This is a genomic window from Aneurinibacillus migulanus, assembly GCF_001274715.1.
In the GTDB taxonomy this organism is placed as follows: domain Bacteria; phylum Bacillota; class Bacilli; order Aneurinibacillales; family Aneurinibacillaceae; genus Aneurinibacillus; species Aneurinibacillus migulanus.
This window is the reverse complement of sequence record NZ_LGUG01000004.1, coordinates 2,202,432-2,214,698: the sequence shown is the minus strand read 5'-3', so window position 1 is coordinate 2,214,698 and position 12,267 is coordinate 2,202,432. Positions and strand designations below refer to the sequence as shown.

14 protein-coding genes are annotated in these 12,267 nt (G+C 46.5%); 7 read left to right on the top strand and 7 right to left on the bottom strand.

The features are described 5' to 3' along the window. Nucleotides 1-4 precede the first annotated feature (4 nt). Nucleotides 5-1,987 carry a DNA gyrase/topoisomerase IV subunit B gene (locus AF333_RS12695; RefSeq protein WP_043068940.1) on the bottom strand — a complete coding sequence of 661 codons (1,983 nt, stop codon included), beginning with the start codon at nucleotides 1,985-1,987 and terminating at the stop codon, nucleotides 5-7. A 263-nt stretch (nucleotides 1,988-2,250) separates the two neighbouring features. On the opposite strand from AF333_RS12695, the gene AF333_RS35145 reads away from it, so the two are divergent. Further along, the gene (locus tag AF333_RS35145; protein ID WP_235496420.1) at nucleotides 2,251-2,412 is read left to right on the top strand and encodes a hypothetical protein; all 162 of its coding nucleotides are present in this window, start codon (nucleotides 2,251-2,253) and stop codon (nucleotides 2,410-2,412) included. Nucleotides 2,413-2,455: 43 nt separating this feature from the next. Here AF333_RS35145 and thiE read toward each other — a convergent pair whose 3' ends face one another. Both thiE and thiM read right to left on the bottom strand, forming a co-directional pair. Further along, nucleotides 2,456-3,106: a thiamine phosphate synthase gene (gene thiE, locus AF333_RS12690; protein ID WP_043068939.1), complete on the bottom strand. Its 651-nt coding sequence runs from the start codon at nucleotides 3,104-3,106 to the stop codon at nucleotides 2,456-2,458. 22 nt (nucleotides 3,107-3,128) lie between these two features. Beyond that, a complete protein-coding gene (gene thiM, locus AF333_RS12685) occupies nucleotides 3,129-3,932 on the bottom strand; it encodes a hydroxyethylthiazole kinase (RefSeq protein WP_043068938.1) in 804 nt (267 codons plus the stop codon). 510 nt (nucleotides 3,933-4,442) lie between these two features. On the opposite strand from thiM, the gene AF333_RS12680 reads away from it, so the two are divergent. After that, nucleotides 4,443-4,745, top strand: coding sequence for a HesB/IscA family protein (locus AF333_RS12680; RefSeq protein ID WP_043068937.1), 303 nt, complete (start codon nucleotides 4,443-4,445; stop codon nucleotides 4,743-4,745). Between the two features lie 108 nt (nucleotides 4,746-4,853). Here AF333_RS12680 and AF333_RS12675 read toward each other — a convergent pair whose 3' ends face one another. Both AF333_RS12675 and AF333_RS12670 read right to left on the bottom strand, forming a co-directional pair. After that, on the bottom strand, nucleotides 4,854-5,309 hold the full coding sequence (locus AF333_RS12675) for a hypothetical protein (protein ID WP_235496419.1): 456 nt from the start codon (nucleotides 5,307-5,309) through the stop codon (nucleotides 4,854-4,856). Between the two features lie 145 nt (nucleotides 5,310-5,454). Then, nucleotides 5,455-5,766: a hypothetical protein gene (locus AF333_RS12670; protein ID WP_043068935.1), complete on the bottom strand. Its 312-nt coding sequence runs from the start codon at nucleotides 5,764-5,766 to the stop codon at nucleotides 5,455-5,457. Between the two features lie 148 nt (nucleotides 5,767-5,914). On the opposite strand from AF333_RS12670, the gene AF333_RS12665 reads away from it, so the two are divergent. Both AF333_RS12665 and AF333_RS33650 read left to right on the top strand, forming a co-directional pair. Further along, on the top strand, nucleotides 5,915-6,307 hold the full coding sequence (locus tag AF333_RS12665; protein WP_052520680.1) for a CBS domain-containing protein: 393 nt from the start codon (nucleotides 5,915-5,917) through the stop codon (nucleotides 6,305-6,307). Nucleotides 6,308-6,470: 163 nt separating this feature from the next. Beyond that, a complete protein-coding gene (locus AF333_RS33650; RefSeq protein WP_158502548.1) occupies nucleotides 6,471-6,641 on the top strand; it encodes a hypothetical protein in 171 nt (56 codons plus the stop codon). Between the two features lie 62 nt (nucleotides 6,642-6,703). Here the strand turns inward: AF333_RS33650 and AF333_RS12660 are convergent, their stop codons facing one another. After that, entirely contained in the window at nucleotides 6,704-7,621 is a 918-nt protein-coding gene (locus AF333_RS12660; RefSeq protein WP_043068934.1) for a proline dehydrogenase family protein, read from the bottom strand. 149 nt (nucleotides 7,622-7,770) lie between these two features. Between AF333_RS12660 and AF333_RS12655 the strand changes: the two genes are divergently transcribed. After that, nucleotides 7,771-9,360 (top strand): sigma-54 interaction domain-containing protein, encoded by a 1,590-nt coding sequence (locus AF333_RS12655; RefSeq protein ID WP_235356041.1) that lies wholly within the window; start codon nucleotides 7,771-7,773, stop codon nucleotides 9,358-9,360. A 104-nt stretch (nucleotides 9,361-9,464) separates the two neighbouring features. Here AF333_RS12655 and AF333_RS12650 read toward each other — a convergent pair whose 3' ends face one another. Beyond that, nucleotides 9,465-10,622 (bottom strand): iron-containing alcohol dehydrogenase, encoded by a 1,158-nt coding sequence (locus tag AF333_RS12650; RefSeq protein WP_043068933.1) that lies wholly within the window; start codon nucleotides 10,620-10,622, stop codon nucleotides 9,465-9,467. 329 nt (nucleotides 10,623-10,951) lie between these two features. On the opposite strand from AF333_RS12650, the gene AF333_RS12645 reads away from it, so the two are divergent. After that, the gene (locus AF333_RS12645; protein ID WP_043068932.1) at nucleotides 10,952-12,100 is read left to right on the top strand and encodes an iron-containing alcohol dehydrogenase; all 1,149 of its coding nucleotides are present in this window, start codon (nucleotides 10,952-10,954) and stop codon (nucleotides 12,098-12,100) included. A gap of 4 nt (nucleotides 12,101-12,104) precedes the next feature. Beyond that, on the top strand, nucleotides 12,105-12,257 hold the full coding sequence (locus tag AF333_RS33645; protein WP_158502547.1) for a hypothetical protein: 153 nt from the start codon (nucleotides 12,105-12,107) through the stop codon (nucleotides 12,255-12,257). The last annotated feature ends 10 nt before the right edge of the window (nucleotides 12,258-12,267 follow it).

The following is a 12,267-nucleotide window of genomic DNA, read 5'->3' as shown; positions in this document are numbered from 1 at the left end:
CTCTTTATTCCTCCTCCATAATAAACTTCACATTGCTCTCAATCCATTCGCGACGCGGTGGTACCTTGTCCCCCATCAGAACGGTAACAATCCGCTCAGCCTCCGCTGCTTCTTCCAAATCAACCTGGATAAGCTTGCGTGATGCAGGATTCATTGTCGTATCCCAGAGCTGTTCGGCATTCATCTCGCCGAGCCCTTTATAACGCTGGATTTCTGCCTGGGCGCCTAGCTTCTTCTGCGCCGCTATCCGTTCCTCTTCTGTCCAGGCATAAACCATCTGCTGTCCTTTCTTGCCCTGTTTGTACACTTTATAGAGAGGAGGCTGAGCGATAAATATCTTCCCTCGCTTGATCAGCTCCGAGAAATATCGGTAGAACAGGGTCAACAGCAAAATCTGGATATGTGCGCCGTCATAGTCCGCATCCGTCATAATAATAACTTTGTCAAAGGCACACTGATTCGCATTAAAATCATCACCAATCCCTGTGCCAAGCACTTCAACAATCGTATTAATCTCTTCATTACCATTCGGTCCGATAATCTCATAGATTTTCTTCTTCTCTACGTTAATCGGCTTACCGCGCAAGCTGAGTACGGCCTGGAAATTGCGGTCGCGTCCGTTAATCGCGGAACCGCCCGCCGAATCTCCCTCTACGATAAATAATTCATTGCGATCGGCATCCTTCTTGCTTGGCGGCGTATATTTATCACTGATCGTGCGCTTGCCTTTCTTTTTGTTCTTCTTGTTCGGATTGCGCAACGCTTCTGCCGCTTTTTTGATTTCTTCTTTGATGCGGCGCGACTCTATGGCCCGTTCGATAATAAGCCTAGCGATATCCGGATTCTCTTCCAGGAAGAAACTCATCTTCTCGCTTACAAATGCTTCAACTGCTGACCTTGCTTCCTCACTTCCGAGCTTGTCCTTCGTCTGACTCTCGAACTGCGGATCATCCATTCGGATGCTAAGCACAGCCATCAGTCCTTCGCGGTAGTCATTTCCTGTCAGATTTTTATCGTTTTTCTTCAGCATCGCGTTCTTGCGTGCATAATCGTTGCACACTTTCGTAAACGCATTGCGGAAGCCTGAAACGTGCGTTCCTTCATCAATTGTAGGAATCGTATTGACATAGGAAAGCAGGTTCTCTGATGTATTGTCGTTATACTGAAACGCCAGCTCAATCTCAACACTTTCCTTTTCACCTTCAAAATACACCGTATTGTGCAGCGTATTCTTACCGTCATTCAAAAATTCGATAAACGCCTTAATACCTTCACTGAAATGAAATGTCTCTTTCTCCGGCGCGCCCGGGCGCATATCCCGTAGGTGAATGGCAACGCCTTTCAGCAGAAATGCATTATCACGGAGACGTTCGCGTAATACGCTATGTTGAACGTTCGTATCACTGAAAACGCGTCGATCAGGCATGAACGTTACCTTCGTTCCTGTTTTGCGGGTCGTACCTACAATATCAAGACCGGTTACAGGGTGTCCGGCTTTGAATTGACCGTCCGCCTCTTCTACGTATTCGAAGCGTTGGCGATAGATATTCCCGTCGCGGTAGATCTCCACCTCTAGCCATTCAGACAGCGCATTCACTACGCTTGCTCCGACTCCGTGCAATCCCCCAGATTTCTTATACCCGTCGCCACCGCCGAATTTTCCGCCGGCGTGTAGTACGGTGAATACGACTGTCGGCGTCGGAATTCCTTCATCTTTATTAATGCCGGTTGGAATACCACGGCCATTATCCTCGATGCTAATGCTTCCATCCGGATGAATTGTAATCTTAATTGTATCGCAATAGCCTGCCAACACTTCATCCTTAGAGTTGTCAATAATCTCCCAGATGAGATGGTGCAGGCCGCGACTTCCAGTCGAGCCGATATACATTCCTGGTCTGACACGAACGGCGGTCAGCCCTTTCAGGACGCGAATATCATCATCGCTGTATGCTGGTATGGTTGGTGATACGTTTTGACGACTCAAGTCCTTCCCCTCCTGTTTCTTTCATTCAATGTACTGGTTTTTATGGCGAAAAGCAATATCCGCCCATTTCCCTGCCGACCTTTTCCTTTTCATTATACACAAAAGCAGAATATTTGTTCGTCCTTTTCTTGATTTTGCTCTCGAAATTTTATATTTGATAAGAAAAACTCGCGGGTGTTGCCGCTCGTCCTTTTTCCACATAGAAGCCAAACGGCCGCTTTATGTCACTTCGGGCGGACCGACAAAACATCTAGGCATCTCGGATGAGGGAGACAGTTGTCGGTCTTGTTCGACCACCGTGCCACGCACTTCCTAGGAAAAAGCAACGTTTGACACACACCTCGCGCGTTTTTCAATTGATACGATTGGAAGAAACGATATGTCGCTTTCTTGCTTTACAGCGACATATCGTTTCTGATCCATGAAAAAAAGAAGGGGCGGAACCATCCGCACCTTCCTCAATATGTACTATTTTACGATGCATGTGGCTATAATCTCATGCAAGTGTGCGGCTGCCTGCTTTGGCTCTGGCTGTCCAACAATTGCCGAGATAACCGCTACGCCATCGGCCCCCTGCTTCATTACTTCGGAACAATTGTCGCTCGTAATGCCGCCAATACCGACAATCGGAATATCCGAGAAAGTACGAATCTCACCGATTAAAGCCGGAGTAACCGGGTCTCCGGCATCGGATTTACTACCGGTAGCATATATCGCACCGACCCCAAGATAATCTGCTCCCTGTGCAAGCGCCCAGTGCGCTTCCTCGACCGAAGATGCTGAAACACCAATGAACATACGCTCCTTAGTCAACTTACGGACTTCGCTCGCCGGCAAGTCATCCTGCCCGACATGAATACCGTCCGCATCCAGTAGCATCGCTACATCCACACGATCGTTAACGATAAATGGAACACCATGCTCACGGCATAGCTCCCGCATTTTCTTTCCAGTTTCCAACACATGTTGAAGCGGCGCATGTTTCTCGCGTAGTTGTACAGCCGTAGCTCCCCCGGCAATCGCCAGACGTACCGTTTCCAACGCACTTCGGCCGCCAATCTCTTCAATTCCAATTACAAGGTAGACCGCAAGTTTATTTTTCCATGTTAGGTTATCCATTGCTGTCACTCTTTCTTTCTGTTTATTTTCGCTCTACGCGCACCATGGATGCAACCTGCTCTTCGTCTATGCTATAGAGCATGTCCAGCAGTGCAGTCTGATAGGAACCCGGGGCGGATACCGTCTGTCGTGCCAGTTCGGCAGCTACGCCATATATCGCAAGCCCTGCCGCAGCTGCAAGCGCATCATCTTTCTCCACAGTAGCGAATGCGCCAATGATGGAGGTGAGCAGACAGCCTGTCCCTGTGATACGAGTAAGCATTTCATCTCCGTTATGAACGGTATATAGCTCATTCGGTCCAGCGACTACATCTACCTTGCCGGTAATCGCAACAACTGTATTCAGTGTTTTCGCCGCTTTTCGGGCCAGCGCCTCAACATTTCCGCCTGCTTGACCGGCATCCACGCCTTTAATCTCCCATGCTTCTCCTATTACATTGGCTACTTCCGCCGCATTGCCCCGAATAATCGCGATATTTATTTCTTCAACGATACGACGCGCCATTTCGGTACGGAATGGTGTAGCGCCTGCACCCACCGGATCGAATACAACAGGTACACCGTGCTCGTTGGCAGATTTCCCGGCAATCAGCATTGACTCTACCGTTTCCTTGGTCAATGTACCCATATTCAATACGAGTACACCAGCGATTTTAGCCATATCTGCCACTTCTTCCGGCGCATAGGCCATCACCGGTGAAGCGCCGATCGCAAGCAATCCATTCGCCGTAAAATTAGTAACCACTTCGTTTGTAATATTATGTACGAGTGGGCTTTTCTCGCGTAATGCGACGAGCAACGCCCCGAATTGTTGGTGTAGTGTCATGGTCGCAAACCCCTTTTCATATGGACTTGTTTGTTATTATGATACTTCTTTTCCGCGTATAAAACCACTGGTCTGCCAACGGAAATCTTAATATAATCTTAACGCAGACCAAACAAAACACTTACACAATTATAGTAAGATGGGCTTTGGATTGATCTCCACAATCATACCACACACTGTGGTAACTCCATTCTCATTAGGTCCCGACATTGTACGGGACCGCTTTTTTAACATAAATATAATGTAGGCTACATACAGGCTTAGCATTATATCTATATACTAAGGGTAAGCATAGTCTTGTCCTGTGCCTCTTTGCCCGAGCGTAAGAGCGTATGGACACACCTCTTTTCTGTCGAGTCCTTAGGGGCTCTTTTTTCTTCTTTTCAGTCGTAAAAAGTGTAAAAGTGAAAAGCTAAGTGTGCCGCCAGATTTCCCTCTAAAGATAAAATGGCGTATAATAGGCGACAATACAAGCCCTTTTATTCTAAGCAATCCAAGGAGTGAACCCAAATGAAATGTAAAATTACAAGAAACGCTGCGAAAAAAATTAACGAAATCATGGCGCAAGAGGACTCAGAGGGAAAATTGCTGCGCGTAGTTATTACCCATACACACGGCACTCATGCCCATTATGGCCTCGATCTTGATACGCCTGGCGAGAACGATGAGGTTGTACATACTGATAAAGAAATCGATGTGCTTCTCGACAAAACTCAAGATCTACTTGATGGAGTCAAAATTGATTATCTGTATTTACCGGAAGAAGGCTTCGTTATTACCAATCCAAGCAAAGGTAACCACGGTGACCATTAATCCTGTGCCTTTACTGATAAGAAGAACTCGCAGACGCCCGTGAGTTCTTCAAGTGATACAATCGAAAAAAAACGGGTCCATTCGCACTGCGAGGGCCCGTTTTTTGTCTTATTTCTCCATCCACTCCAGGTTCGGAGTCGCTACCAGTTCCGGGTCTAATCCATGTGTACAGGCATATTCCCGTACCCATTCGTTAATCCACCGCTGCGTCTCTTCGTATTTACGGATAATCTCCTGAACATTTAATGCTTCTGTCTCTTCCACACTGTCTATGCCCTTCTCCTGCATGCTCATGGCGCGCAAGCTGGCCTTTACATTGTTCTCTATCTTAGCGAACGCGCTAATGTAACGAATGACACTGGCCTGATCGGACCGGTGCAATCCTTTTTTTACATAGCGGTCGGTTAAATTCGACAGACTTTCATTAAACTCGGTCTGGCTCATCTCTCCTTCATAGATACGCTGTTTCACATCGTCTATGTATAGTTTAATTTTTTCCGACTCTACTAAATCCTTAAAAAGGAGATTGAACACTGAGTCACTAATCTGCTTTCTTTTTTTCATTTTTATTGTGTATTTATTCTCCGTACCCATGTTCGTTCACCTCATTTCTCTACTATTATAATACTATGAAAATGTACACAAAAACAGCCATTTCAACGCATTGAAATGGCTGTTTAGTATGATAAATATGCAACCCACTAAACATTTAGTCATACTTCTCATCTTCTATTCTTGTTTTATCTTCTATTATATATTCCAATTCCGTTTCAAAGTTCAAATATAGCGGCACAGGAAGCTCCTCCGTAATTTTTTCGACTTCCGGCAACACAAGAGCCTCATCAAGCGTAGCGGGGCGAGGTTTGAGAGTATTGAACCATATCCTGAATGCCTCGATAAAAGCGTAAAATGATTCTTCAAAACGATTTGCATCTTCCTCTGCTTCTTCCTGATCGTCGCTATGTTGCATCCGAGACCAATTCCCCTGCATATGCTCAAATGCTTCCCACATCTTTTCCATATGTATGCCTCCTTAATATGCAATGGTTCTATCCTTTTATTCCCTTCCCTATTTTGTTAGAAACAACTCTGGTTGCCTACCATCTCCTATGATATAATCCCCATGTATATAGACTTAAAACCTAGGGAAGCGGGTAGGTGCGTTCATGATGAGAGTAAAAGATTTAATGACACCGGATGTAATTACAATCGCTCCGGCCACAACGATTCAAGAAGCGGAATCTATCATGAAAGAGAAAAATATCCGTCGGCTTATCGTCGTCGAACAAGAAAAGGCAGTCGGCATTATCGTACATCGCGAAATGATTATTTCGCTCCAATCGCCAACCATCTTGAAAGAGACGCCTGTAGAATGGATTATGACAAAAAATTTGATTACAATACGACCGGATGCATCAATTACTGAAGCGATTCAAACAATGCGCAAATATAAAATCAACTCGCTTCCGGTAGTGGAAGGTGACAGTCTGGTCGGCATTATCACCGTCGTTGACTTGCTACACGAGCTTACACGTCGCTTGGAAGCCGAAACAACCGCATAAAAAACAATTTTAGCAAAACAAAGAATGCGTAGACAAGGTGTGTTATAATAAATATAAGCCACAAGACAAAAAGCGAGAAGGTCTATTATCTACGCTGAAAATTTTCTACTGAATGGAGCTGCTATTCCTACATGGCATGTGGACAAGCAAAGGGGGCTCCGCAATGAAAGAAGAGACACTTACCTTACTTCAAGACATGACCGACCGGTATAAGGCGATATATGAGCATCTAGAATGCGAACTGTCGACTACAGCAAAACAGCGTCTCGCCTTACGTCTGACGAGTCAGCAAATTAGACGGCTTGAAAGTTTACTATCTACCAGGAATAACTAACTTTCACAGGGAATGAACGGAGCGGATTTTCCGCTCCGTTTTTTGCTACACTCAGCAGGTATTCATTTTGTGACCATTCCTTTCAAAACAAATGCCACATTAGCTGGGCGCTCTGCAAGACGCCGCATAAAATATGCGTACCAGTCGTTGCCGTATGGGACATATACGCGCATTTTATATCCTTCACGTGCCAGTGACAACTGTAACTGTGTACGGATACCATATAACATTTGAAACTCGAAGTGCGTATGCGGTATACGATGTTTTAAAACCACTCTCTTCGTATAATCGATGATATGCTCATCATGCGTGGCAACAGCCGTATAGCTTCTGCTTAATAGATGCTGCTTGATAATACGCTTGTAGTTGTCATCGACATCTTTCTTATCGGGATACGCCACTTTTGAGGATTCTTTGTATGCTCCTTTTACCAACCGAAGCGGTACACCACGTAACGCTTTTACATCTGATTCAGACCGATATAAATAGGCCTGAATGACTGTGCCGACGTTATCATATTCCTTTCTCAATTCGTGAAGCATATTCAATGTCTGTTGACAGTGACTATAATCTTCCATATCAATGCGGACAAAATTACCATACTGTTTTGCGCGTTCCAAGATACGGCGCATATTCTCATGGCACATAACAGTGTCGATATCGAGGCCCAGCTGCGTCAATTTCAGCGATAGATTGCTATCCACGCCTGCTTGATGTATTGCATCCAGTGTTTTAATGCAATAATCGGCAGATTCTATCGCCTCCCTACGACTACGCACAAACTCCCCGAGATGATCTAGGGTGCAAGTCAATCCTTGTGCATTCAATTCTTTTACTTTACTAATTGCTTCCCGGATCGTTTCTCCGGCAACAAAGCGACTTGCTCCATAACGTAAGCCCCATTTTTTCGCCGCACGATTCATCGAGTAATTTTGCGAGAGAAACAAAAAGAACCGTTTTATCGCTGCCTCTAGTATCATTGTTCGTTTTCCCTCCTTTTAGCTGTATAAGAGAATTGCGCTTTTCCGTTCCCGGCAGTATAATAACAAGGGTAAAGCGTTTACAACTTTGTAAATCCGCTCGTTGTTATTGTACATATGTGTTAAATCTGTAGATTAGGTGGACACGCATGCGAAATCAACCTTTTTCTTTCTATAACCCTTTTCTCTATGAGATTATGCAACCGAGCTCTTTCTTGCCTCATCATCCTTGCAAGGTGCAGGCAAAAGAATCAGCCCGTCTGTTTGAGGTCATCTCAGCAAACCCTGAAGTAACCGATATTGAAGTATTATCAGATGCGAACGAATCAATCGGATACGTATCGACGGAGGCGATTGTGTTAGCCTCCACACGCGCACTCAGGGAATGTTTCGCATTTTATAACAACGTTCTGCAGACGGTTGACGACTCCTTGACAATCGTTAATGCAGAAGGAACTGTAGTTAATTGGAACAAGCAAGCTGAAACCATGTACCAAATTCCATCAGAAGATATTCTGCATCATCATATTACGCGCCATTTCAAAAAAGATGCAGTCATGCTACTCAAAAGCATTCATGATGGTTCATCCATTGCCCGACATTACAATCAGCCGCGTGCGGGAGCACACGTATTGGTTAATACATCACCTGTTATGCTGGACGGACAGATTATCGGGGGGATTTCCGCCGAAAAAGACATTAGTGATGTGGTGCGCCTGCATGACCAACTATCAAATACGACTGCACATCTGCATGATCTGGAAACGGAGTTATACACCGAACAGCAAGAAGACCCCTTCTATAAAATCAAGGGGCGCAGTGCTGCCATTATGCAGGCGATGCAGTTGACAAGAAAAGTGGCTCATACAGATGCCACGCTTCTTATCACCGGAGAATCCGGCGTAGGTAAAGAACTGTTCGCCGAAGCGGTACACCGCGCAAGTCCGCGGGCAGGCGGCCCTTTTATCGCGCTTAATTGTGGAGCTATTCCGGCGGCGCTGTTTGAAAGTGAGCTGTTCGGTTACGAAAAAGGGGCTTTTACCGGAGCCATTCATGAAGGAAAAAAAGGAAAAATGGATGCGGCCGAGGGCGGTACCCTGTTTCTGGATGAAATCGGGGAACTCCCGCTTGATCAGCAGGTTAAACTACTGCGTGTCCTACAGGAAAAGCAGTTCTATCGCGTGGGTGGACATAAGCCTATCGCGACAGATGTGCGCATCGTAGCGGCGACAAATCGGGACCTTGAAACAATGGTGGAAGCAGGCCAATTCAGACAAGATTTATTCTACCGCCTTAACGTAGTCTCGGTGCCCATTCCGCCACTGCGCGAACGAAAAGAAGACATTCCCGAGCTGGCCCAGCTATTTCTTAAAGAATTCGCCGTGAAATACGGAAAGCCACTCCCTGAACTGGCACCCAAAACACTCATTTTACTGCTTGACTATGCCTGGCCAGGCAATATCAGGCAATTGCGAAACCTGATGGAAAGACTTATCATCTTAACGGATCAGGAGCGGATTGAGCCTGAGCATCTGCCTGAAGGCTACCAGCCGAACCAATTACCTTTTGCAGCCCAAACGCCAGCAGCAAGACCGCTTGCAGCTCGCAGCGAGTATGATGAACTAGTAGAAGCGCTCCGTACAACGTACGGCAATAAGTCTGCCGCCGCACAATTGCTCGGTATCTCGCGCGTAACACTGTATAATCGAATGAAAAAATATAACATGGAAAAAGGATAACAATAAAAAGAACTCGCGGGCGTTTTTCAAGCGATACGATCGAAAAAAGGCAAGGGAACTTTATACAGTCCCTTGCCCTTTTTATCCCTCCCCACTCCGTCCTCTTAAAATGCTGCGCGGATAATTTCTTTTACGTCTTCGAGCGTAGCTTTACGTGGATTAGTTAACGCGCATGCATCTTTCATTGCATTCACTGCCAATAACTCAATATCTTCCTCTTTTGCGCCCAGCTCGGCAAAGCCGGAAGGAATACCTACATCACGCGCCAGCATTACGATAGCATCCAGCGCCCGTTCCGCCGCTTCGCGCATGGATAAGCCATCAATATTCTCTCCCATCGCTTCCGCAATATCAGCAAAGCGATCAGCACGGGAAATGAGGTTGAACCGCTCAACATGTGGCAGAAGAATCGCATTGCAGACGCCATGCGGTAGATTGTAAATACCGCCAAACTGATGGGCAATCGCATGAACATATCCCAATGAGGCATTGTTAAATGCCATACCAGCAAGGAATTGGGCATATGACATATTTTCGCGTGCTTGCAAGTTTTCACCATTCGCTACCGCGACCCGCAAATTCCGGCTAACTAACCGAATCGCCTGAAGAGCGCAGGCATCGGTAACGGGCGTAGCGGATGTCGACACATATGCTTCTACCGCATGGGTAAGCGCGTCCATTCCGGTTGCCGCTGTAAGTCCTGCCGGTTTTTTTACCGTTAATAACGGGTCATTAATAGAAACCGTTGGGGTAACATGCTTGTCCACAATCGCCATCTTTACTGAACGGGACGTATCAGTAATAATACAAAAACGCGTCATCTCACTTGCCGTCCCTGATGTCGTATTCACTGCAAACAACGTTACCATTGGCAGAGCTGAACGGTCTACACCTTCATAATCATGAATTCTACCGCCATTCGCCGCAACCAACCCGACGCCTTTGGCACAATCATGCGAGCTTCCCCCGCCAAGTGAGATAATACAATCGCAATTCTCCGCCTGATATGCTGCCAATCCTTCTTCTACGTTCTTGTCAGTCGGATTAGGCTCGGCACCCGGGAAAATCGCAACCGAAAGCCCCGCCTCTTCTACATACGAAGCAATTTGGTCTGCCACTCCGAATTTGTGAAGGCCTGCGTCTGTTACAATCAACGCCTTCTTCTTGCCATACGATTTCATACGTTCTCCGATTTCTTTCGCCGCTCCCATTCCCATTAAATTAACTGTGGGCATGTAAAATCCGAACACTTGGTTTTCCATCGTATCCTCTCCTTTTTCACAATAGATATGAAGCGCTTTCTTTTTTATTGCAATACTATCGATCTTCTCCTACTATAAAAATAAGGGCCTAAAATAACTTCCGGTGTCCCTCCTTTCTGTACTGCATCCGTCATCTAAACTATCGCAAAGTCTATGCCAACTTTTCAGATTAATCTAAATAGTTAGTTGTTGACCGGTAGTTCGACAGAAAATATGACTCTACGTTTTTGACAATACGCTGATTCACGAGTATAAACAACAAAATCCCGGCTGTATGTGCCGATTTTTCGGCAAACACGGCCGATATTTCGGGAAACGGAGGAGTAACCATGCGAATTTCTAAATTTGCCGCACCGGAAATTATTTTTGGGTGGGGTGCCCTGCAACAGGCAGGAGAATGCTGTCGGCGCATCGGTGCCAATAATGTATTTATCGTCAGTGATCCGGGCGTAGTGGAAGCCGGCTGGACGGAACAAGTCCTCGTTGCCTGCCAGGACAGCGGACTTTCCTATGAACTATTCCACCATATTACCGCGAATCCAAAAGATTATGAGATTGAGGAAGGAGTACGACGCTACCGGGAGAGTGAGTGTGATGCCGTACTCGGCATCGGGGGAGGCAGCGCCATGGATGCTGCGAAAGCGATTGCGATTGTTGCCACCAATGGCGGCACGATCCATGAATTCGAAGGGGCTGATAAAATTAAATCCCCTCTTCCACCGCTGTTGATGGTTCCTACCACCGCCGGCTCTGGCTCCGAAGTCTCCCAGTTCTCCGTCATCATCGATTGTTCACGTAAGATTAAAATGACGATTGTATCCAAGTCTCTTGTACCCGATATCGCTATTATTGACCCGCAAACACTTGTTACAAAAAACGCTGACTTAACCGCTGAGACCGGCATGGATGTATTGACCCATGCAATTGAAGCATATGTAAGCGTAGCAGCGACGCCGCTGACAGATGTACAGGCACAAAACGCCATCTCGCTTGTTGCCAAGCATTTGCGTGCTTCTACTGCTTCCCGTACGAACCGCGAGGCCAAAACAGCTATGTCAATGGCCAGTTTGCAGGCAGGGCTCGCCTTCTCCAATGCAATCCTCGGCGCAGTACATGCGATGGCTCATGCGCTTGGAGGCTATCTGGACATGCCCCACGGTAAGCTGAATGCCATTCTCTTGCCTTACGTAATGGAATATAATTTCCTGGCAGCGCCGGAGCGGTTTATGGATATCGCATCACTTATGGGGCAGAATGTCAACGAGATGACGACCGCAGAGGCCGCCCGGCTGTCGGTCCGCCATGTCCGGCAACTGGCATCGGATATTGGTATTCCCACGCGCTTATCGGATATTGGCTTTACGGAAAATCTGGTGTCGGTCATGAGCAAAGCTGCAAGTGAAGATGTTTGTCTCATCACTAATCCTCGCGATATTGAAACGAGAGATATTGAAATGATTTTTCGGCAGGCGTTATAAGAGCTTGTTCAAAAAGGAGGACAAACAGAGCAGTGAAGTTCAAGGCGCAGTAGACCCGAGCAGTGGAGCGGAGGGGAGACTACGTGAGCAGCGGAGGGGCAACGCAACGCAGAAATTCGCCGTGCTGTTTCCCGGACTTTTTGAACTTCCTTTATAAGGAGTGGTTC